Origin of the sequence: Rhabdothermincola salaria, from assembly GCF_021246445.1 — a bacterium.
GTDB lineage: Bacteria > Actinomycetota > Acidimicrobiia > Acidimicrobiales > Acidimicrobilacustridaceae > Rhabdothermincola_A > Rhabdothermincola_A salaria.
This window is the reverse complement of record NZ_JAJQXW010000001.1, coordinates 1,771,517-1,792,837: the sequence shown is the minus strand read 5'-3', so window position 1 is coordinate 1,792,837 and position 21,321 is coordinate 1,771,517. Positions and strand designations below refer to the sequence as shown.

Sequence of the window (21,321 nt, the reverse complement as noted above, 5' to 3'; positions counted from 1 at the left end):
AGGTGGGAGTGGGCCGGGGCTGGCTCGGTCAGGTCTGGGCGATGGCGACGCGGCCCAGCTGGGCGTAGTCGTCGACGTCGGGGTGCGACGGCACGGCCCGCACCGTGTAGCCGAACGTGCCCGAACGGGGGAAGGTGACCTCGGCCCGGTAGCGACGCCAGCCCGGATGGTCGCCGTCGCCCACCACGGCCATGGGCACGACCTGCGGATCGCGCATGTCCTCGTCGAGGTCGATGGCACCGTGGACCAGCTCGACGGTGAGGTCGTCGGGTTCGAGGTCGCCGAGGGCCACCTGGGCCTCGACGGCGAAGCGGCCGGGGCCGTCGCCGAGCTCCTGGTAGGTGGTCGACGGCACCGAGACCCCGGGCCAGGCCCGCTCGAGGTGGCGGGTCCAGCGCACCAGCCCCCGGGCCCGTTCGAAGCCGTCGCCCATCATCTGCCCGGCCCGCTCGGCGGCGGGTTCGTACAGCCGCTCGACGTACTCGCGCAGCATCCGGGTGGACTCCACCTGCGGGCCGAGGCGCACGACGGACCGCTTGACCTTGGCCAACCACTCGGTGGGGATGTCGTTGTCGGCCCGCCGGTAGTAGAGGGGCACCACCTGGCGCTCGAGCAGCTCGTAGACGCTGGACGACTCGAGGTCGTTGCGGGTCTCGACGTCGGGGGCGGTCTCGGCCGACGGGATGGCCCAGCCCACCTCCGGCGTGTACATCTCGTCCCACCAGCCATCGAGGATCGACAGGTTGAGCCCACCGTTGAACACGACCTTCATGCCCGAGGTGCCGCAGGCCTCGTTGGGGCGCAGCGGGGTGTTGAGCCACACGTCGCAGCCCTGCACCAGCATGCGGCCGACCGAGATGTCGTAGTCCTCGAGGAACACCAGCCGGTGGCGGATGTCGATCTCGGAGGCCATCTCGGCCACCTGCTGGAGCAGGTGGTGCCCGGGCTCGTCGGCGGGATGGGCCTTGCCGGCGAAGACGAACTGCACGGGGCGATCGGCGTCGAGCAGGAGCCGGCGCAGGCGCTCGGGGTCGCGGAACAACAACGTGGCCCGCTTGTAGGTGGCGAAGCGTCGGGCGAAGCCGATGGTGAGCGCGTTCGGGTCGAGCGCCTCGTCGGTCCAGGTGACCTGGGCCGGGGTGCGGCCCTTGTCGAGCGCGGCCTGGCGCAGCTTGTGGCGGGCGTAGCCGACCAGGCGCTCCTTGGCGTCGGCCCGGGCCCGCCACAGGTCGCGGTCGGCGACGTCGTCCATGGCCCGCCACTGCTCGGGCTCGGCCTCGGGCCAGTGCGGGCCGATGGCCTTGCGGTAGAGCGCGCTCATCTCCGGTGACGTCCACGTGGGGGCGTGCACCCCGTTGGTGACGGCGGTGATGGGCACGTCCTCCACCGGGATCTCCGGCCACAGCCCGCTGAACATGCGCCGGGACACGTCGCCGTGCAGCTGGGCCACGCCGTTGGCCCGACCAGCCATGCGCAACCCCATGGCCGCCATGTTGAACACCTCGCCGTCGGGGGTGCCGGGCTCGTGGCCGATGGCCATGAGGTCGTCGACGGTGAGGCCGAGGTCGCGGCACCACCCGGCGAAGTAGCGCTCCATGAGCTCACGGGGAAAGCGGTCGATGCCGGCCGGCACCGGGGTGTGGGTGGTGAACAGGGCGCTCGGGCGCGACGCCTCCCGGGCCTCGCTGAACGACAGCCCGTGGTCGGTCATGAGGCAGCGGATGCGCTCGAGGGCGAGGAAGCCGGCGTGGCCTTCGTTCATGTGGAAGACCTGCGGTCGGCGTCCGAGGGCCTCGAGGGCCCGGATGCCACCGACCCCGAGCACGATCTCCTGGCGGATGCGCTCCTCCACCCCACCGCCGTAGAGGCGGTCGCAGGTGAGTCGGTTGACCTCGTCGTTGTCGTCGATGTCGGTGTCGAGCAGGTACAGCTCGATGCGCCCGACCCGGGCCCGCCACAGCCGGGCGTAGACGGGCACGCCGGCGAGCTCGACCATCACCTTGATGTCGGGCACCGCCTCGAGGGCCATGGCCCGGGGGTCGAGGCGGGGGAAGCGCTCGACCTGCCAGCCGGTGACGTCGAGCTGCTGGCGGAAGTAGCCGTGGCGGTAGAACAGGCCGATGGCCACGAGGGGCAGGCCGAGGTCGTTGGCCGCCTTGAGGTGGTCGCCGGCCAGCACGCCGAGGCCGCCGGAGTACTGGGGGAGGGCGGCGGCGATGCCGAACTCGGGGGAGAAGTAGGCGACCTCCTGCAACGGGGAGGCACCCCGGTCCTGGAACCATCGGGGCTCGTCGAGGCTGCGGCGCAGCTCCTCGTGCACGGCGCCGGCCAGCGACGTGAACGAGGCGTCGGCGGCCAGCCGGTCGAGCTGCTCCTGGCTCTCGGTGGCCAGGATCTCGGCGGGATCGCGGCCCTCGAGCTCGAAGGCCTCGCGGTCGAGGCGCCGGAAGAGGTCGTGGGCCCGCTCGTCGTCGGCCCAGCCCAGGTTCATCGCCACCGCCCGCAGGGGTTCGAGCTCGGGGGGCAGTTGGGACACGACGGTGAACGTCTGGACAGCCTTCATGGGCGGCAACCTAGTGGTGCGCAGTCGCTGCGAGAACAGTGGATGTGTCACACCGGCCGGGTCGGCGACCAACCGCTCACGTCGCTCGTCCCCCCGGCCGACCCGCAACCGCCGACCGCCCCCCGGGCAGCATCCCGCTCCGGTGAGCTGCGCGGTGGTCGGTCGGGTCAGGCCGAGGTGCCGGCGCGGATGACGGAGAGGGCCTCGTCGATGTGCTTCTTGGGCTTGAACTGCGACGAGAACTTGTGACGCACGACCCCCTCGGGGTCGATCACGTAGGTGACCCGACCCGGCAGCAGCCCCAGCGTCTTGCCCACGCCCCAGGCCTTGCGGACCTCACCGCTCTCATCGGCCAGCAGGGTGAACGGCAGCTGGTGCTTGTCGGCGAAGGCCCGGTGCGACGACACCGAGTCGCCGCTGATGCCCACGACACGGGCCCCGGCGTCGACGAAGTCCTCGTGGCTGTCGCGGAACGAGCACGACTCGGCGGTGCAGCCGGGGGTGTCGTCGGCCGGGTAGAAGTAGACGACGGCCCACCCGCCTCGCAGCTCCGACAGGCTCACAGGGGAGCCGTCCTGGTCGGGCAGGGTGAACTCGGGTGCGGGCTGGCCGACGGTGGCGCTCATGTCGTGGCTCAGCACCGTCGAGGCAGCTGCTATTCCGCGATGTCGGCGCCCTCCTCGCAAGCTCGTCGGGACGCGGTGTGGCGGCGACGCTGCGCTTGCCCGCCGCCACCAGCCCCAGACCCTCAGCCGACTCGCAACAGCCGAAGGAGCGCAGCGACGAAGGCTCGGACAGTTCTCGCGTTTCGCCGAAGGCGGCGAGGGGAGGCTTGCCGACCCGAGCTGAGTGTCACGGCGCCCGCCGAGCCGCACTCGCTCCCGTGCGCGCGTCAGAACCAGTGGTGCGGGCCACCCACCGGAACCGTGTCCATGGCGCCCTCCTCGCGAGCTCGTCGGGACGCGGTGTGGGCGGGTCGCTGGCGCTCCCGTCGCCCACCTGACCGTGCGCTGGTGCTGGTGACAGCCGGAGGAGCGCCAGCGACGGAGCCTCAGCCCGGTCCGGTGTTTCGCCGAAGGCGGCGGAGGGAGGCTTGCCGACCGGAGCAAGGTGTCGCGGCGCGGGCTACGGCACTTCGACGGCGCAGCGGAGGCCGGGCGCCTCGGCGAGGCGCCGGTCTGCGGTCAGCAGGGGGTGGTCGACCGCCTCGGCCAGCGCGACGTAGCAGCCGTCGTAGGCGCTCACGTTGTGGCGGAGCTCCCACACCCGAGGCAGGAGCGGGGCTGTGGGGAACACGGTGATCGGGAACGCCAGGAGGTCCTCGACCGCGCGATCGGCTTGAACGTGGGTCAGGGAACCCTTGGCGACATGTCGTCGCAGGACCGAGACCACCTCGAGTCGGAGCAGGTCAGGGCCGATGACGGTCTCGCCGCGTAGGCGTTCGCGGAACCGTCGGCCGTCGCTTCCCTCGTCGGCCACGGCCGGCGCGAGGATCGACGCATCAACGACGAGCACGTTCCTCGTCGAGGACGTCGATCGTGGTCGCAGCAGACAACGAGCCCTTCGACCGGCGCTCGATCCGGTCGAGGATGTCCTCGGTCGTCGGCGTGGCGGCGATCACGCCGAGCTGCGCGGCCAGGAACTGTTGCAGTGACTGGCCTGCCAGCTCCGCTCGCCGCACGAGCTCGGCGTGGACGTCGTCGGGAACATCGCGGACCTGCACGTTCGGCATGCATGCAGAATACATGCACGCTCGATCGTCGGCAACGGGTTGCCTCGGGGTGGGGCGGATCGCTGGCGCTCCCGTCGCCCACCTGTCCGTGCGCTGGTGCTGACGTTTCCCACCCCTTCGTGAACCTGTCGGAAAAGTGCGCTGACAGGTGTCGCGAAGTGCCGACAGCTTCGCGTTCGAGGTCGTCAGCGGGCCCCCGACAGGCGGAGGAGCGCAGCGACGGAGCCTGAGCACGCGTTCGCGCTTCGCCGAAGGCGGCGGAGGGAGGCTTGCCGACCGGAGCAAGATGTCACGGAGGCTTGCCGACCGAAGCAAGAACAAAGCGGTCACGACGTGACCGGTTGGGGCCTGCACGATGGCGCCATGACCACATCGAACAGCTCCACCACCCCGCAGCTCGCCGACCCCCGGCCGATCCTCGATCGGGCCATCGCCACCGGTGGGGTGGTGATCGCCGGCGTGCGGCCCGAACAGCTCGCCGCTGCGACACCGTGCCCGGAGATGGACGTGCGCGCGATGCTGCGCCACGTCGTCGGGGTCCTCGACCGCATCGCCGCCCTCGGCCACGGCGAAGACCCCTTCGCCGTGACCGAGACCGACGTGCCCGACGACGGCTGGTCCGACGCGTGGACGAGGGCGGGCAGGCGAGCCGCCGACGCGTGGCGCGACGATGCCCTGCTCGATCGGCCCATGGCGCTGCCCTGGATCGAGGGCAGCGGCGCGGAGATCCTGACCTCCTACTTCTCCGAGCTGACCGTCCACACGTGGGACCTCGCCACGGCCACCGGCCAGCAGCCCCGCTGGGACGACTCGGTCCTCACCGCCGCGCTCGAGGCTCGCCCCATCCTGCCCGCGGAGAACCGCCGAGCCCTCGTCGAGGAGATCTCGGCCGGGCTGGGGCTCGACGAGGTCGCCATCCCGTTCGCCGAGGCCGTCGCCGTCCCTGACGATGCCTCCGCCATCGACCGCCTCGTCGCCTGGAACGGCCGGGATCCCCGACGCTCGTCCTGAGGCGGCACGGCCGTCCGGCTCCACGGCACGGGCGGTGCGGCGGGGCCGACCGTGACTGGCGTCGGCACCTCTGTGGAGGGCGTTGGGTCCCGCCGGCGCCGATCTCGCGTCCGAGGCGCGGCACGCGTCGGCACCGAGCCTCGCCGAACGGCGAAGGGCACGGGAGTAGCGTGTCGCCCATGCCGGTCATCGCCGTGGTGAACCAGAAGGGTGGGGTGGGCAAGACCACCGTGGCGCTCGGGTTGGCGTCGGCGGCGGCGCACCGGGGGCTGCGCACCCTCGTCGTCGACCTCGATCCTCAGGCCAACGCCACCACGGGGCTGGGCGTCTGGGACCCGCCCCACACCGTCGATGCGGCGCTCGAGGCCGACCGTCCAGGGGGTGCGACCCAGCTGGTCGTCCCCGCCGGATGGCCCGTGTCCGACGATGGGGTGGTGCCCGACGTGGTGGCCTCCACGCCGGCGCTGGCGGCACGCGAGCCTCAGCTGGCCAACGACCCGGTCGGTGCGCAGGACCGCCTGCAGCTCGCCCTCGAGGGGCATCCCTACGACCTGGTCGTCATCGACTGCCCGCCGTCGCTCGGGCTGCTCACGATCAACGGGCTGTTCGCCGCCGATCGGGCGCTCATCGTCACCGAGCCGGCGGCCTGGGCGTCCGACGGGGTGGCTCAGATCCGCCGCACCATCGACCGCATCGCCGCCCGGCGCGACGGGGTGCCCCGCATCGCCGGCGTGGCCGTCAACCGCCTGGGCCGCACCCGAGACGCCAAGTACTGGCACGGGCAGCTGTGCGAGCACTACGGCGACGACGTGCTCGAGCCGGTGCGCCTGCGTGCTGCGGTGGCCGAAGCATCGGCCCAGTCGTTGCCGATCCACGGTCTCGGCCATCGGCCTGGCGCGCCCGAGGCCAGCGAGGAGTTCGACGTCCTCCTCGACGCGATTGCCCCGGAGTTGGCTCGACCCGTGCCGGAGGCACTCGCGGCTGACGAGCCCTCGACCCCGGAGCCGTCAGGTGACGGCGAGGCGCCCGGGGCCGACCCGAGGATCGACGCGGTCGGCGACCGGCCGAGCTCGTCCGCCCCCTCGACCCCCGCCGTCTGATCGGAGCCCCGATGCCCTACGACCCCCAGCGTTCCCACCACCGTCCCGAGCCGGCGTCCGACGAACCGGCGCCGGTCGACGCCATCCTCGACGCCGAGGCGGTCGCCGATGAGGTGGCGCTGCCCGAGGGCATGGATGTGGAGGTCACCGAGGGCGGTGAGCTGGTGGTGCACACCCTCGACGCCGACGTGGAGATCACCACCGCCGGCGACGACGTGGTGGTGCGCACCGACGACGCCACCGTCGAGGTGCGCCCGGAAGCCGAGGAGGTGCTCGTGAGCGCGGCCGGCGAGGAGATCATGGTCGACACCACGCCGCGCACCGGGGCCGACGCCGAAGCGATCCTCGAATCGGAGATGGCCGCCGCCGGGCGGGGCCGTCGCACCCGCCTGCTGATCGTGGCCGCCGTCGCCGCCGTCCTCGCCGCCCTCGTTGCCGCCCTGTTGGGTCGCCGCCGGCGCTGACCCGCGGGGCGGTGCCCGCGACCGGTGGGGCCACGCGCCCGGCACGGTCCGAGCCCCGAAGGGTCAGGCGACGACGCGCAGCACCGAGAGGGCCAGATAGAAGCATCCGGCCAGGGCCAGCGCGCCCGTGGCCAGCAGGCCCGGTCGCACCACCGGGGGCAGGTGGCGCCAGTTGACCAACAAGATGAGCCCGACGATGAACGGCGTGTGCACCGCGGCCACGACCCCCGACATGCTCATGATGGTGACCGGATCCTGCACCACCAGGTAGACCGCGAGCGGGAGCAGGCCGGTGACCGCCACCACGTAGAGACGGCGGAGCCGTCGGCGGGTGAGCCAGTGAGGCCGGCCACGCCGTCGGGTGAGCAGCATGGTGATGTCGGCGAAGCTGCGACCCCACCCGTCCTGGTTGGCCATCACGCTGCCGCCCAGGGCGAAGACGGTCAGCGCGATGAGGGCCCAGAAGCCGGACCGGCCCCACACGCCCTCCATGAGCCCGCCGAGGTCGGCGGCGACGTCGACCCCCGACGGCACCGTGCCCTCCGGGGCGAGCAGCTCGGCCCCGAGCACGTTGAACGAGCCGATGACCAGCGCCCCGGTCACCACGGCCAGGCCGGCGGCACGCGACACGAGCCTCAGCCAGGCCTGCAGGCGTGAGTCGCGCTGCTCGGTGTCGATGGCCGGTGGGGTGTCGTCCTCGGCACCGGCCGCCTCGTGGTGCTCGGCCGACAGGGCCGTCGGTCCGCCGTAGCCGTGGGTGCCGGTCCAGTACGAGAACCAGACGATGCCCATCGAGCCGGCCAGGATGGTGCCCACCCAGGGCAGCACGAAGCCCACGTCGAAGTCGTCGGGGATCTGGGGCACCAGACCCGATGCGATCTCCGCCGGCGACGATCCCACCTGGGTGGCGGCGACCAGGCTCAACACGACCAGCACCACGGCCAGGGCCCGGGTGAGCTTGGTGATCAGGTCGTACTCCCCGATGCCGACGACGGCGGTGGAGCCCACGATGACCGCAGCGGTCAACGGCACGGGTGAGACGTCGAACGACACGTGCAGGGCACTGCCGACGAGCGCCGAGAGCCCGGCGATCCCCACCACGGCGGCGAAGAGCTGGGGGACGAAGATCACCCAGAGGGCCCAGCCGTGCGGGCCCGGCAGCCGGTCGAAGCCATCGAGGAGGGTCCGTCCGGTGGCGGTGGTGTACCGGGCCGCCTCGCGGATCATGATCCACATGAACCCGCACGTGACGAGGGCCAGCCACAGCAGCTGGTACTCGTAGCGGGCGGCGATCCGGGGGGTGAACAGCACCGAGCCCGACCCCACCGCGGAGACGGTCCACAGCAGGGCCGGTCCGTACCATCCGAGCCGTCGCCGCCCGTGGGGCAGCGGCCGCACCTCCCGTCGGAGGGCGGCGTCGGGCGCCGTGGTGGCGCGGTGGTCTCGGGTCTGCTCGGCGGAGGTGGCGGACACGGAGCCCTTTCGATCAGCGGTCGTCAGCCGCCGACCGCTCCCCGAGCCAGCCCGCACGGCGCCCGGGAGCGATTCGGCGCGTCCGCGTCGCCTACCCGAGAGGGAGCCTCGCTATCACCGCCCGCCTGGGTCGGGGCTCACCAGCACCCGACTCGTCAGCTCGAGGGGGCGAGCAGCCCGGCGCGGAGGCGGCCCACGACGTCGTCGTCGACGCCGATCTCCTGCACGTAGCCGGCGATCGAACCGTGGGCCGAGTGCACGTGGGACAAGAAGTGCTCCATGGCCCCGGCCGGAGCGGCCAGGTAGGCCTCGGGCTGGTCGTTCATGGCCGTGAGACCTTCGGGGTTGTCGGTGCGGAGCCGGTCGCGGAGACGCTCCATGGCCCCGGCGGTGAGGGCGTAGTCGGCCACGATGAGCTCGTCGGCCACGCCGAGCAGGGCCAGCACGATGGCGGCCAGCACGCCGGTGCGGTCCTTGCCGGCGGCGCAGTGGAACACCGCCGGGACGTTGTCGGTGCCGGCCAGCAGCTCGAGGGCGCCGGCCAGGGCGGGGGCGCCGACGTCGAGCATCTGCACGTAGAGCGAACCGAGGATCTCGGCGGCGTCGGCGTTCTCGTCGAGCTCGGCGGGTGCCCAGGTCTCGTTCAGCACCGGGAGGTGGTGGTGCACGATGCCGAGGTGGTCGGCCTGGAGGCGACCACGGTCGATCTCGCCGAGGGTGCGCAGGTCGAGCACGGCCCGCACCCCGAGCCCGCCGAGCACGTCGAGCTCGTCGTCCTCGAGGCGGTGGAGGGCGTCGGCCCGGTACAGGGTGCGCCAGCGCACGGGACGGCCGTCGAGGCCCTGGTAGCCGCCCAGGTCACGGAAGTTGAAGGCGCCGGCGAAGGTGACCCGGCGGTCGGGGTGCTCGGGCAGCACCAGCCCATCTCGATCGATCACGTCTCGGAGGCTACGAGCGATGGTGCCGTCCATGACAACTCCCGGTTCTGCGTCCTCGGGGCGCCTCGCCTGGATTGCGGGGCCTCCCCTGATGTCGTGCAGTCTCCCGGGTCGGATCGTCGGGGAGGCGGCCTCGGTCTGACCGGGCGGTGACGCCTGGGCGAACGTTGGGCGTCACCCGTCACCCGTCACCCATCACCCGAGGAGGCCACGTCGAGGACGAGCGATCCCTGCACGTCGCCGGCCGCCAGGCGAGCCAAGCCGGCGTTGGCCTCGTCGAGCGCGAGCACCTCGAACTCGGTGCGCACGGGCACCTCGGCGGCGAGGGCCAGGAAGTCGTGGACGTCGGCGTGGGTGACGTTGGCCACGCTGCGCAACGACCGCTCCCACCACAGCCGTTCGTAGGCGAACTCGGGGATCCGGTCGAGGTGGATGGCGTTGATGGCCACGACGCCACCCCGATCGACGGCGTCGAGGGCAGCCAACACCACCGAACCGACGGGGGCGAACGTGATGGCAGCGTCGAGCGGCACCGGCGGCGCCTCCTCGTAGCTGCCGGCCCAGGTCGCCCCGAGATCCCGGGCTCTCTGCTGCTCCTGCGGGGAGCGGGTGCACACGTGCACCTCCACGCCCCAGTGGCGGGCCACCTGGATGACGCACGTGGCCGATGCCCCGAACCCGAACAGGCCGAGGCGGGCGCCGGCGGACTCGGGGCCGATGCCGGCCACCCCGAGGGACCGATGGCCGATGACTCCGCCGCACAGCAACGGAGCGGCCTCCACGTCACCCAGGCCGTCGGGCAGCTCGGCGGTGGCGTCGGCCCGCGCCACCATGTGGGTGGCGTAGCCGCCGTCGCGGTCCCAGCCGGTGAAGGTGCTGTCCGGGCACAGGTTCTCGCGGCCCGATCGACAGAAGCGGCAGCGACCGCAGCTCGACGCGATCCAGGCCACGCCCACGCGTGCCCCGACCGCCGGGGCGCGCACGCCGTCGCCGACGGCCACCACGTGGCCCACGACCTGGTGGCCGGGCACGATGGGCAGCCGTCGCGCCGGGAGGTCGCCCTCGACGAGCTGCAGGTCGGTGCGGCACACGGCGCAGGCGGACACCGCGAGGACGACCTCACCTGGCCCGGGGCGGGGCACGTCACGCGCCTCCAGCTCCAGGGGCCCGTCGGCGCCGGCGGGGCCCGGACGGCGCAGCACCCATGCCCGTCCCACGGCGGCGTCAGCCCTCCGGCCGGTAGACGAGCACCGGGCACGAGACGTCTCGAACGACCGCCATGGTGGTGCTGCCGAGGGCGGCCCGGGCGATCCCACCTCGGGCGTGGGTGCTCATGGCCACCAGCGTGGCGGGCAGGCGTCGGGCCAGGTCGACGAGCGCGCTCGCGGCGTCTTTGGCGACGAGGCGTTCGACGTGCACCGGGCACCCGGCGGAGCGGAACGCCTCGGCGCTCTCGGTGAGCTGGTGGTGGAGGGTCTCGGGGTCACCCCCGCCGAGCGGGGTGCCGTCGGCGTGGACGACGGCGACGACCCGCACCGAGAGCCCCAGGGTCTGCGCCCACGGGACGGCGTGGTCGACGACGGTGGACGACAGCTCACCCCCGTCGCAGGTCACCACGAGGTCGCCGTCGGTCAGCGGGGCGACGGTGGCCGACGGGCCGGCCAGGAGCACGGGGCGATGGGCGGTGCCGACGACGTCCTCGGCCACGGAGCCCAACACCACCCGGGCCAGGCCCTGGCGCCCCTTGGTGGTCATGACCACGGCACCGTCGTCGGGGGTGAGGTCCCGGATGGCGTCGGCGGGGAACGTGTCGGGCACGACCGCCGAGCGCCAGGGCACGGCCCCCAGACGGGGAGCGAGGTCGTGGTGGTAGGCGGTGAGGGCCTCGGCGGTGCGGCCCCAGCCCGCGGTGACGAGCACCACCTCGGCCCCGAACGCGTCGGCGAGCTCGGTGGCGAGCGGGAGCACGGCCTCGGCCCGCTCGGACTCGTCGAGCGGGACCACGAACGTTCGCAACATGGAGGACTCCTCGGTGGCCTGCCCCGATCCTGCCCGACGGCGGCCCCGACGGGCCAGGGCCATGGGTCCCCAGCGGCCCGGTGCGCCCGGCACGAGGAGCGGCGGTGCGGCCAGACTGGCACCCATGGTCGAGTCCACCGTCACCGTCCCCTCCTCCGACGGCGAGGTCGTCGTCCACGTCTGGCTTCCGTCGGGCGACGCCCGCGGCGTGGTGGTGGTGGCCCACGGCATGGGCGAGCACGCCGGGCGCTACGCCCGCCTGGCCGGTGCCCTCACCGCGGCCGGTTGGGCGGTGTACGCCCCGGACCACCGCGGCCACGGCCTCACCGCCGGCGCCCCCGAGGCGTTGGGCGACCTCGGGGCACGGGGCTGGGACGGGTTGGTCGACGACCTCGGGCGGATCGTCGCCTTCGCCGCCGGTCGCCACCCGGGGCTGTCGGTGGTGCTGCTGGGGCACTCGATGGGCAGCTTCGCCGCCCAGCAGTACGTGCTCGACCACGCCGACCGGTTGGCGGCGCTGGTGCTGTCGGGCACCACCGCGGTCGACCAGATCGCCGGGGCGCTCGATCCCGACCAGCCGGCCGACCTCACCGCCTTCAACGCACCGTTCGAACCGGCCCGCACCGACTACGACTGGCTCAGCCGCGACACCGCCGAGGTCGACGCCTACCTCGCCGACGACCGCTGTGGCTTCGGTCTCGACGGCCCGTCGACGGCCTCCATGGTCGCGGCCGCACCCCGGCTGGGCGACCAGGCCGAGATCGACGCGGTGCCCGACGGCTTCCCCATCCTCGTGGTGTCGGGTCGCGACGACCCGTTGGCCTTCGGGGGTGCGCTCGTCGAGCTGGTCGCCGACCGCTACCGGGCCGCCGGGGCCGACGTCACCCTCTCGGTGCACGAGGGGGCGCGCCACGAGATCTTCAACGAGATCAACCGCGACGAGATCACCTCCGAGGTGGTGGCCTGGCTCGACGCCCACGGCTGACACCGGGCCCACCTCGGCTCACGAGGAGGCTGCGGCGGTCTCGGAGGGCCCGGGGCGCCGGGGCGCCGATCCGTCGGCCGGCGAGGGTCAGCGGCCGGGGGTGATCCGCTCGGCGGCGTCGGAGAGGGCCTTGCGCAGGTCGTCGAGCGCGCTCTTGACCCCATCGGACACGGTGGACACCGCGTCGCCGGCGGCGCCGCCCACCCGATCCAGCTGCTGGCGGGCGTCGAGCAGCCGGTTGCGCATCTGCTCGAGGAGCGGTTCGATCTCGCCCCTCGCGTCCATCTGGCCGAGGTGGGCCTGCACCTCCAACTGGTCGATGCGGGCCTTCCACTCGTCGAGCTGGCCTTCCACCAGCTCGGATCGCAGCGCGTGCAGCTGCTCTTCCAGCGCGGCGACTCGTGCTTCCAGGTCCTGGTCACTCATGGTCGTCTCCTCGTGACATCGCACGGACAGGAGCACCGTACCGAGGCGACCACCGGGTGGACACCGCCGAAGGTCACGACGAGGCGGGGAGCTCGACCACCGCGTCGACGGCGTCAGAAGCAGTCGGCGTCCCATCGCGCTGAGCGCGAGCGGTCCTTCCCCCCCCCCCCGCCGGAGCGGCCGGGGCATGATGGGGCCCACATGTACGACAACGTCATCGTTCCGTTCGACAGCAGCCTGGAGCTGCGAGCGGCGTTGGCTCCGGCGGCAGACCTGGCCTGGCGGTGCCGGGCCAAGATCGTCGTGGTCAACACCACGCCCGCGGCGGACGAAGAGTCGCGCCTGGTGCTCAAGTCGCAGGCCATCTCGATGAGCGGCGCCGACGTCGACTTCTGGGTCGACCTCGATGTCGGGGTGGGCGACGCCCTCGTCGAGGCCGCCCGCCATCGGGCGCACCCGATCCTGTGCGTGGCGTCCCGCTATCGGAAGTCGGGCCTCCTCCGCCGGCGCCGGTCGATCCCGCCTCCCCGGCAGGTGTTCACCGAGATCGACGCCCCGGTGCTGGTGATCGGCCCCGAGGCCGACGTGAGCCGCGGCCTCAACATGGTCGAGGTCCTCGTTCTCGACGACGGCGCGGCGTCGGCGGACGCCTTGGCCCTGGCCGCCCGATGGGGCCAGGGGCTCCGGGTCGACGTGCGGGTGGTGTCGGTCGTCTCGACCACCGATCACGACACCATGGCCCAGGTCCAGCAGCGCTTCGACGCCCTGGTGGCCGAGGTGCCGGGCGCGTCGTTGGAGGTCCTGGCCTCCGACCGGCCGGCCGCGACCATGGTGGCGGTGGCCGGACGACGACCCGACGCCGTGGTCATGGTGGGCCGGGGGGTGCCCTCCGCCGGGTCGCCGGTGGGGCCGGTGGCCGCCGAGTTGATCGCCACCTCGCCCCGTTTCGTGGTGGTCGCCGGTGCCGGCCCGGGGGACCAGGCGGCGGTCTTCTGACGGGGCCTCGACCGGGACGCGGCCCCGTCGGGGCCCGTCGACAGGTCACCGGTTCAGCCCGGGCTGCCGGAACCTTCGCCGAGGTGGGCCAGGCGGTCGGGGTCGAAGGGCAGCGCCTGCGGTTCGCCGAGGAAGCGGCCCTGGCCGTGGCGCAACCCGAGCTCGCGCATGGCCAGCAGCTCCTGGGGGGTGGCGATGCCCTCGGCCACCAGCACTGCGCCGATCTGCTCGGTGAAGGAGAGCAGCGCGGTGGTGAGCGCCCGTCGGACCGGGTCGTCGGCGACCCCTTCGATGAAGGAGCGGTCCAGCTTGATGATGTCGGGGTTCAGCACGAGGATCTGCTGCAGGCTGGCGAACCCGGCCCCGGCGTCGTCGACGGCCAGACGCACGCCGAGGCGGCGCAGCCTCTCGACCGGGGCGACGAGGGTCGAGTGGTCGACCGACCGTTCGTGCTCGGTGAGCTCCAGGACCAGGCGGCGCCCGGGCAGCGTGGCCACGAGGTCGAGCAGGGCAGGGGACCGCAACGTCTCGGCCGACGCGTTGGCGGCCAGGTAGGCGTTGGGGGGCAACAGCGACAAGCCCTCCGCGGCCCGGCGGATGGCGGCCAGCTCCAGCTGGATGCCGAGGCCCACCTCCGCCGCCTCGGTGAACCACTGGGCGGGGCTGCGCTGGGGCTCGGTGCCGAAGCGGGCCAGCGCCTCGGCCCCCAGCACCTGGCCGGTCAACAGGTCCATGATCGGTTGGTAGACCATCGTCAGGCGGACGCCGCCCTCGTGGGCGGCCGGGGTCTGGTCGGCGGCCAGCACGGCTTCGATGCGACGACTGGCCGTCCGCCGGCGTTCGGCGTTGGCCCGCTCGGTGGCCTCCTGCTCGCGCATGCGGGCCTCGAGGATGGCCTTGTCGCGGTGGAGCCGCGAGTGCAGGGCCCGCGTCTCGAGGAGGTTGTTGAGGCGCAGGAGCAGCTCGTTGTAGCGGAAGGGCTTGGTGAGGAAGTCCCGGGCCCCCATGGCCAGGGCCCGCTCCCGGGTGGAGTCGGTGACGTCCGCGGTGAGCACCAGGATCGGCACGTAGCTCCCGGCCGGGATCAGGGGCTCCAGCTGGGCCATGATCTCGAACCCGTCGGGGGGAGGCATGTGCAGGTCCAACAGGACCAGGTCGGGTTCGAACGCGACGAAGCGCTCGACGGCCGACGACGACTCGCTCAGCGTGAGGATGTTGGTGTAGCCGGCGCGCTCGAGCATCGTGCGCAGCACGAGCAGGTTGGTCTCCTCGTCGTCGACGATGAGGATGCGGGCGTTGGTCGTGGCGGTGGCGTCGGGGGCGACCGGACCCGGGCCGGGCGAGATGGTCATCGATGGTCTCCGGGGGAGAGAGGGGCAGAGGGCAGGGCGGTGGAGGGATCGGCGCCGGCGAGGGGGAGGTCGACCCAGAAGGTGGAGCCCACGCCGGGCGCCGACCGGACGCCCAGGGTCCCGCCCATCTTCTCGGTCAGGCCGCGCGACAGGGCCAGGCCCACGCCCGACCCCTCGATGCCGGTGTGCTCCAACCCCAACCGGTCGAACGGCACGAAGAGCCGGTCCACCTGCTCGGGTTCGAGCCCGCGCCCCGTGTCGGCGACCGTGAGCTGGACTCGCCCGTCGTCGGTACGGATGGCTTCGAGGTCGACCCGCCCCCCGGGGTGGTTGTACTTGATGGCGTTCGACGTGAGGTTCAACAGGACCTGCAGGAGGCGCTGGCGATCGGCGAGGACCGCCACGGCCTGCGTTCCCGGCCGGGCCGCGGCCAGCGTCACCGACGAACGGGCAGCCAGGGGACCGGCCAGCTCGGCCACCTCGGCGAGGGCGCGGGTGGCGTCGATCGGTTCGAGGTGGAGGTTCAGGTGCTCGGTCTCGATCCGTCCGATGTCGAGCAGGTCGTTGATGAGGCTGAGGAGGTGGTCGCCCGCCCGCAGGATCTGGGCCACGAACTCCGGAGCGGGCTCGGCCAGCTCCTCGACCTCGAGCAGCTGCGCGAACCCGAGCATGGCGTTGAGCGGGGTGCGCAGCTCGTGGCTGATGCGCGACAGGAACTCGCTCTTGGCCTTGCTGGCTCGTTCGGCGTGCTCCTTGGCTTCGCGCAGGGCCGCCTCCAGCGCGATCTGATCAGAGATGTCGCGGCTCACCATCACCACGCCGTCGTGTTGGTCGTGCTGGTCGACCATGAGCTGGGCGTGCGACTCGATGGTGACCCACTGGTGGTCGGCCCGCCGGGCCCGGAAGCGCAGCGTGGTGCGGTGGTCGGCGTCGGTGGCGAGGCGCGCGAAGCCCTGGCGGACGGCGGCGACGTCGTCGGGGTGGACCACGTCGAAGAGGCACCGGTCGACCAGCGCCCGGGTCGGATGGCCGAAGATCCGCTCGAAGGCGATGCTCGTCGTGCGGATCACGCCGTCCTCCTCGAGGATGGTGATCACGTCGGGAGACGCCCCGATGACGGTGGAGAGGACCCGTTCCCGAGCGGCCAGCGTGTCGAGCACGGTGGTCAGCTCGGTGATGTCGGTGGCGACCGTGCCGATCGCGGTGGGGACCCCGTCGTCGTCGAGCAGGGGGAACTTCTGGGCGAGGAACGTGTGGGGCCCGTCGGGGAGCGGGAGCACCTCTTCGAACTGCAGCTCGTTGCGTCCCACCAGGACCTGCTGGTCGTGGCCCCGGACGGCGGCGGCGGCCTCCGGCCAGTGGTCGAAGTCGTCGGTGCCCACCACCCGATCGGCGGGCGCGCCCACCAGATCGGCGAAGGCCCGGTTCACGAACTGGTAGCGACCGAACGGGTCCTTCAGGCTGATGATCGCCGCACTGTTGTCGACGAAGGCCGCCAGGCGTGACTCGCTGCGGCGCTGGGCGGTCTCGGCCTGGTGGCGGGCGGTGCCGTCCACCGCGTAGCCGAGGACCCGTGAACGGTCGGTGGCATGACCTCGCAGCATGCCTTCCATCCACCGCCACGAGCCGTCGAGGTGGCGCAGCCGGAGCTCGAGGGGGACCCGCCGGCCCGGTGCGCCGACGGCCTCGGCGGCCGCCCGCAGCAGCGTGGCCTCGTCGTCGGGGTGGACGCGAGCCGCGAACGCCTCGGGGGAGCCCGTGATCGACGACGCGGGGTACCCCAGCACCCGACTGCAGTTGGGGCTCACGTAGTCGAGCGACAGTGCCGAGCCTCGCTCGGTGTCCGGGCCGAGCACGGCCGTCAGCATCACCATGGGCCCGGCCGCCACCAGGTCCTCCAGCACGCCCGGCGCCGGCACCGCCCTCTCGCGTCCGCGAGCGTCCTCGTCGACGCTCCTCACTCGTCCCACCTCGTCTCGCGTTCGTCGTACCCAGTTCCATCGGCACGACGGGCCGCGGACAGGAGCGAAAAGCGCGAGGGCGACCGGGGGCGGCGCCGGGCGCCGCCCGGATCAGCTGGCGGGGAGCTCCACCACGAACTCGGTCAGATCGGCCGCGAGGTCGTGCCGGAGCTGCTCGGTGATCTGGCCCCGGCAGTTGGCCCGGGTGGCCACGAAGGCCCCGCGGCGCAGCGTCTCGCCCAGATGGGCGGCGTGGGCCACGGCGGCGGCTGGCACGTCGTCGGCGGGGACGACCTGATCGAGGTACCCGACGCCGTGGGCGCCCTCGGGGTCGTAGATCCGGGCGTGGTTGATGGCCGGGATGAAGGCGGCCGGCACCAGGCGATGGCGGGCCAGCTCGACGGCGAAGCGCGGCACCGGCATGCCGATGGCGACCTCGTTCAGGCCGATCTTGGCCGGGCCGTCGCCACCGATGCGGGTGTCGGCGGCCAGCAGGAGGATGGCGCCCATGGCCAGCGCGTGGCCGGTGACGCCGAGCACGACCGGCATGGGGAACTCGTGGATCTCGATGGCCAGCTCGGCGCCCACGCGCAGCAGCTCCCGGGCGTTGTCGGTGCCCGAGGTCATGACGCTCAGGTCGAACCCCGCCGAGAACTTGCCGGGACGGCCGATGATGGCGACCGCCGACGCGTCCTCGCGCGCCCGGCTCAGACCGTCGTGGACCGCGGCGATGGCCTCGTGGCCGAGGGCGTTGGCCTTGCCGTCGTCGAGGGTGATGACGGCGACGGCACCGTCGAGGGCGTAGGTCACGGAGTCGCTCATGGAGACCGAGTCTGTGTTGTTTGTGCTCGGCTCGGCAAGCCTCGCCTCGCCGGCTGCGCCGACCGTTCGGGCTGTCTGAGCGGGCCTTGCTGCGCGGCGGCCGCTGTCACGTCACGGGGCTCGGCAAGCCTCGCCTCGCCGGCTGCGCCGACCGTTCGGGCTGTCTGAGCGGGCCTTGCTGCGCGGCGGCCGCTGTCACGGGGCTCGGCAAGCCTCGCCTCGCCGGCTGCGCCGACCGTTCGGGCTGTCTGAGCGGGCCTTGCTGCGCGGCGGCCGCTGTCACGGGGCTCGGCAGTTAAGGTCCGCTCGATGCGCTGCTGGATGCCCGTGATGTTCGAACCGCTCGACCAGCTCCTGCCCATCGCCCGTATGGCCGAGGAATACGGCTACGAGGGCATCGGCCTGGCCGACCACGTGGCCGTCCCCGAGACGTTCGCATCGGTCCACCCGTCCGGCGAGAACCCGTTGACCGCCCGGTCGGACTTCCCCGACTCGTTCACCGCCATGGCAGCCATGGCCGCCGTCACCGAACGCCTCCGGTTCATGAGCTACGTCTACGTCCTCTCGATGCGCGATCCCCTCAGCGTCGCCAAGCAGGTCGGCACCCTGGCGGGGCTCTTTCCCGGACGTCTCCGCTTCGGCATCGGCGCCGGTTGGCTCGCGGAAGAGATCGAGCTGTTCGGTGTCGATCCGAGAACACGTGGCCGGCGGATGGACGAGATGCTCGGGATCATCGCCGACCTCTGGGACGACGGGTGGGCGGAGCACCACGGCGAGTTCTTCGACCTCCCGAGGGTCGGCATGTTCCCGGTACCGGAGGACGCGCCACCGATCTGGGTCGGAGGCCGCAGCGAGGCGGCACTGCGGCGAGCCGTTCGCCACGACGGCTGGCTCGGCATGAACTACGGGCTCGACGAGATCGAGGCTCTCGTGGCCCGTCTCGGTGACCTGCGCCGCGACGCGGACGACCGCCGATCCCAGTTCGAGGTCTTCGTCATCCCCAACGCCCAGCCGACGGCGGCGCTCCACGATCGTCTGGCCGAGATCGGTGTCACCTCCACCATGGTGATGCCGTGGATCCCTGGGGACCCGGCGGCGGCCACGCTCGACGCCAAGCGCCGGGCGATGGAGCAGCTGGCCGAGCGACTCGAGCTGAGGCGATAGCGGTCACTCGTCCCGGCCGAGCCGCGAGTCGCTTCAGGGGCGTTGCCCCGTCGATCTTTTGAGCTCAGCGAGGGGTGAGGTGGAGCGGGAGGTGCTTGAGGCCGCCCACGAAGTTGGAGCGCACCCGCACCGCGTCGCCGGTCTGCTCGAAGGCCGAGAAGCGCGAGAGGAGCTCCTCGAACTCCACCTTGAGCGTGAGGCGGGCCAGGTGGGCGCCCAGGCAGAAGTGCTCACCGTGGGCGAAGGCCAGGTGGCGGTTGGGCTGGCGCCGGACGTCGTAGCGGAAGGAGTCGTCGAACACGTCCTCGTCGCGGTTGCACGACGGCGACCACACCACCACCCGCTCGCCCTCCCGGAGCTGGTGGCCACCGAGCTGGGTGTCGGCGGTCAGGGTGCGGGCCTCGGAGGTGATCGGGCTCGACCAGCGCACGAACTCCTCGATGGCGACGGGGAGCAGACCGGGGTCGTCGCGCAGGGCCGAGAGCTGGTCGGGGTGCTGCAGCAGGGGCAGCATGGCCCCCGCCGAGGCTGCCGCCCGGGTGGTGTCGAGCCCGCCGGCCAGCAACAGCACGGCTTCGGAGACGACCTGGGCCACCGGGAGCTCGTCGCCGTCGATGCGGCCCCGCAGGAACTGGCTGAGCAGGTCGTCGCCCGGATCCTCGGCCCGGGCGGTGAGCAGCTCGTAGAAGTAGAGGCCGAGCTCCATGCTGGCGGCGTTGGCCGCTTCGTAGGGGTCACCGCCGCCGGCGAACTCGGGGTCGGTGCGCGTCACGGTGCGGTGCTCGAGCTCGGCCAGCCGGTCCCAGTCCTCGCGAGGGACGCCCATGAGCGACAGCCCGATGGCGGCCGGGATCCGGTGGGCGATGTCGACGACGAAGTCGACGTCGCGCTTCTCGGCGGCCTCGTCGAGGCACTCGATCGCGTAGGAGCGGATCTGGGCCTCCAGCTCGCCGATGGAGCGCGGCGTGAAGTTGTGGGCGATGATCTTGCGCAACGGGGCGTGGCGGGGCGGATCGGTGTGGATCATGGGGTTGATCCCGGCCCCCACCCGCGGGTTCTCCATCAGGTGGCTGTCGCGGACGACGATCCCGGCGGCCTGCGAGCTGAACAGGGTCGGCTGCGAGTGGACGACCTTGGCGTCGTCGTAGCGGCTGACCGACCAGAACGGTTCACCACCGGGTCGGTCGTGCCACCACACCGGGGCTTCTCGCCGCTGGACGGCCCACGCGGCGTGGGGGTCGCCGTCGACGAACATGTCGAGGTCCCAGTAGTCGATCTCGTCCAGCGTCGTCGGCACCAGCGCCACGTCATCGCCCTCTCGTCGGTTCAGTGACCAGACGATAGGAGAGGAATCCCGGCCACGGAGGGCGCCGGGATCACATGAACTTCTTGAACCCGCTGCCCTTGGGCTTGAAGGCCCCGGCGAGGGCGGCCTCGGGGAAGGCCCCTCCGTTGGGGAGGCCGACGGCGTAGCGGTACAGGGCCGCCCGGAAGATGCCGCCCAGGGCGGCGAGGATGGCGCTGGCCACGGCGATGTAGAGCACGAGCAGCGGGATGCCCACGATCGGCAGCACGAAGCTGAGGGCGCCGAAGACGACGATGCCGGCCAGCATGACGAGCATGCCGATGATCCCGAGGCCGGCCTGGGCGATGACGTTCTCGCCCCAGGTGCGCTTGAGCAGCTCGACGGAGCGCTTGACGCCCTCGATGGGACCGTGGCCCTCGATGACGATGGCGGGCACGGCGAGCCAGGTGACGACGTTCCAGGCCATGCCGACGAGGCGCATGGCGATGTCGCCCAGGGGCCCGGTGCGATCGGCGATGGCCGACAGGATGAGCCCGACGGTGACGTTGATGGCCGCCCAGCCGGTGAGAGCCCAGAAGTGCTTCTTGGCCAGGGCGAAGGCCGAGCCGAGCGTCGGGTTGCCGCCGGCGAGGCGCTCGTTGGCCCCGGCGATGAGCACGCCGGCGAAGAACTGGGCCACGACGCCGATGACGAGCAGGCCGACGACGCCGACCACGTAGGTGAGAGGGGTGGGTTCGAGGGAGTCGCCCACCTGGGGGTCGGTGACCGTCTCGAGGGTGAAGTAGGCGCCGCCTCCGAAGACGATGGCGACCACCACGCTGATCGCGGCCGAGGCCACCGGGATGGCCACCAGCTCCTTGTCCTGGCGCAGCACCCCCCAGCTCTCCTTGGCGAGGGTCCAGCTGTTCGAGAAGCGACTCATGGCCGCAGAGAGTAGCCAGCGGCCCACCGCCTGGTGCGATCATCCGTCAGGCCGGGTCGACGTCGGTGTCGCAGCGGCTGCCTAGGG

20 protein-coding genes are annotated in these 21,321 nt (G+C 72.5%); 6 read left to right on the top strand and 14 right to left on the bottom strand.

The window, feature by feature from the left end:
* Positions 1–28 precede the first annotated feature (28 nt).
* The 4 genes from glgP to LUW87_RS08310 all read right to left on the bottom strand — a co-directional run bounded on the left by glgP (position 29) and on the right by LUW87_RS08310 (position 4,295).
* On the bottom strand, positions 29–2,563 hold the full coding sequence (glgP, locus tag LUW87_RS08325) for an alpha-glucan family phosphorylase (protein ID WP_232670675.1): 2,535 nt from the start codon (positions 2,561–2,563) through the stop codon (positions 29–31).
* A 167-nt stretch (positions 2,564–2,730) separates the two neighbouring features.
* Positions 2,731–3,189 carry a peroxiredoxin gene (locus LUW87_RS08320; protein WP_232670674.1) on the bottom strand — a complete coding sequence of 153 codons (459 nt, stop codon included), beginning with the start codon at positions 3,187–3,189 and terminating at the stop codon, positions 2,731–2,733.
* 499 nt (positions 3,190–3,688) lie between these two features.
* Positions 3,689–4,078: a type II toxin-antitoxin system VapC family toxin gene (locus LUW87_RS08315; protein ID WP_232670673.1), complete on the bottom strand. Its 390-nt coding sequence runs from the start codon at positions 4,076–4,078 to the stop codon at positions 3,689–3,691.
* On the bottom strand, positions 4,065–4,295 hold the full coding sequence (locus tag LUW87_RS08310; RefSeq protein WP_232670672.1) for a FitA-like ribbon-helix-helix domain-containing protein: 231 nt from the start codon (positions 4,293–4,295) through the stop codon (positions 4,065–4,067). The genes LUW87_RS08315 and LUW87_RS08310 overlap by 14 nt, the downstream gene beginning before the upstream one ends.
* A 363-nt stretch (positions 4,296–4,658) precedes the next feature.
* On the opposite strand from LUW87_RS08310, the gene LUW87_RS08305 reads away from it, so the two are divergent.
* The 3 genes from LUW87_RS08305 to LUW87_RS08295 all read left to right on the top strand — a co-directional run bounded on the left by LUW87_RS08305 (position 4,659) and on the right by LUW87_RS08295 (position 6,870).
* Entirely contained in the window at positions 4,659–5,306 is a 648-nt protein-coding gene (locus tag LUW87_RS08305) for a TIGR03086 family metal-binding protein (protein ID WP_232670671.1), read from the top strand.
* Positions 5,307–5,485: 179 nt separating this feature from the next.
* Positions 5,486–6,406, top strand: a complete 921-nt coding sequence (locus tag LUW87_RS08300; protein WP_232670670.1) for a ParA family protein — start codon at positions 5,486–5,488, stop codon at positions 6,404–6,406.
* A gap of 11 nt (positions 6,407–6,417) precedes the next feature.
* Positions 6,418–6,870, top strand: a complete 453-nt coding sequence (locus LUW87_RS08295; protein ID WP_232670669.1) for a hypothetical protein — start codon at positions 6,418–6,420, stop codon at positions 6,868–6,870.
* A gap of 63 nt (positions 6,871–6,933) precedes the next feature.
* On the opposite strand, the gene LUW87_RS08290 is transcribed toward LUW87_RS08295, so the two are convergent.
* The 4 genes from LUW87_RS08290 to LUW87_RS08275 form a co-directional block, all read right to left on the bottom strand.
* The gene (locus LUW87_RS08290) at positions 6,934–8,343 is read right to left on the bottom strand and encodes an Nramp family divalent metal transporter (RefSeq protein ID WP_232670668.1); all 1,410 of its coding nucleotides are present in this window, start codon (positions 8,341–8,343) and stop codon (positions 6,934–6,936) included.
* A 155-nt stretch (positions 8,344–8,498) separates the two neighbouring features.
* Positions 8,499–9,281, bottom strand: a complete 783-nt coding sequence (locus tag LUW87_RS08285) for a tyrosine-protein phosphatase (protein ID WP_232670667.1) — start codon at positions 9,279–9,281, stop codon at positions 8,499–8,501.
* Positions 9,282–9,469: 188 nt separating this feature from the next.
* Positions 9,470–10,498: a zinc-dependent alcohol dehydrogenase family protein gene (locus LUW87_RS08280; protein ID WP_232670666.1), complete on the bottom strand. Its 1,029-nt coding sequence runs from the start codon at positions 10,496–10,498 to the stop codon at positions 9,470–9,472.
* A gap of 7 nt (positions 10,499–10,505) precedes the next feature.
* A complete protein-coding gene (locus LUW87_RS08275) occupies positions 10,506–11,300 on the bottom strand; it encodes a universal stress protein (RefSeq protein ID WP_232670665.1) in 795 nt (264 codons plus the stop codon).
* Between the two features lie 124 nt (positions 11,301–11,424).
* Between LUW87_RS08275 and LUW87_RS08270 the strand changes: the two genes are divergently transcribed.
* Positions 11,425–12,285, top strand: a complete 861-nt coding sequence (locus LUW87_RS08270; protein WP_232670664.1) for an alpha/beta fold hydrolase — start codon at positions 11,425–11,427, stop codon at positions 12,283–12,285.
* Between the two features lie 87 nt (positions 12,286–12,372).
* On the opposite strand, the gene LUW87_RS08265 is transcribed toward LUW87_RS08270, so the two are convergent.
* On the bottom strand, positions 12,373–12,711 hold the full coding sequence (locus LUW87_RS08265) for a sll1863 family stress response protein (RefSeq protein WP_232670663.1): 339 nt from the start codon (positions 12,709–12,711) through the stop codon (positions 12,373–12,375).
* A 201-nt stretch (positions 12,712–12,912) separates the two neighbouring features.
* Between LUW87_RS08265 and LUW87_RS08260 the strand changes: the two genes are divergently transcribed.
* Positions 12,913–13,707, top strand: a complete 795-nt coding sequence (locus LUW87_RS08260; RefSeq protein ID WP_232670662.1) for a hypothetical protein — start codon at positions 12,913–12,915, stop codon at positions 13,705–13,707.
* A gap of 53 nt (positions 13,708–13,760) precedes the next feature.
* Here LUW87_RS08260 and LUW87_RS08255 read toward each other — a convergent pair whose 3' ends face one another.
* The 3 genes from LUW87_RS08255 to LUW87_RS08245 form a co-directional block, all read right to left on the bottom strand.
* The gene (locus tag LUW87_RS08255) at positions 13,761–15,059 is read right to left on the bottom strand and encodes an EAL domain-containing response regulator (protein ID WP_232670661.1); all 1,299 of its coding nucleotides are present in this window, start codon (positions 15,057–15,059) and stop codon (positions 13,761–13,763) included.
* Positions 15,056–17,020, bottom strand: coding sequence for a PAS domain-containing protein (locus LUW87_RS08250; RefSeq protein ID WP_232670660.1), 1,965 nt, complete (start codon positions 17,018–17,020; stop codon positions 15,056–15,058). The genes LUW87_RS08255 and LUW87_RS08250 overlap by 4 nt, the downstream gene beginning before the upstream one ends.
* Before the next feature lie 111 nt (positions 17,021–17,131).
* A complete protein-coding gene (locus tag LUW87_RS08245; protein WP_232670659.1) occupies positions 17,132–17,842 on the bottom strand; it encodes a crotonase/enoyl-CoA hydratase family protein in 711 nt (236 codons plus the stop codon).
* Positions 17,843–18,172: 330 nt separating this feature from the next.
* Here LUW87_RS08245 and LUW87_RS08240 point away from each other — a divergent pair, with 330 nt between their 5' ends.
* On the top strand, positions 18,173–19,006 hold the full coding sequence (locus tag LUW87_RS08240) for a TIGR03619 family F420-dependent LLM class oxidoreductase (protein WP_232670658.1): 834 nt from the start codon (positions 18,173–18,175) through the stop codon (positions 19,004–19,006).
* 64 nt (positions 19,007–19,070) lie between these two features.
* Here the strand turns inward: LUW87_RS08240 and LUW87_RS19170 are convergent, their stop codons facing one another.
* On the bottom strand, positions 19,071–20,303 hold the full coding sequence (locus LUW87_RS19170; RefSeq protein ID WP_232670657.1) for a cytochrome P450: 1,233 nt from the start codon (positions 20,301–20,303) through the stop codon (positions 19,071–19,073).
* Between the two features lie 79 nt (positions 20,304–20,382).
* Positions 20,383–21,234 carry a DUF6159 family protein gene (locus LUW87_RS08230; RefSeq protein WP_232670656.1) on the bottom strand — a complete coding sequence of 284 codons (852 nt, stop codon included), beginning with the start codon at positions 21,232–21,234 and terminating at the stop codon, positions 20,383–20,385.
* Between the last annotated feature and the right edge of the window lie 87 nt (positions 21,235–21,321).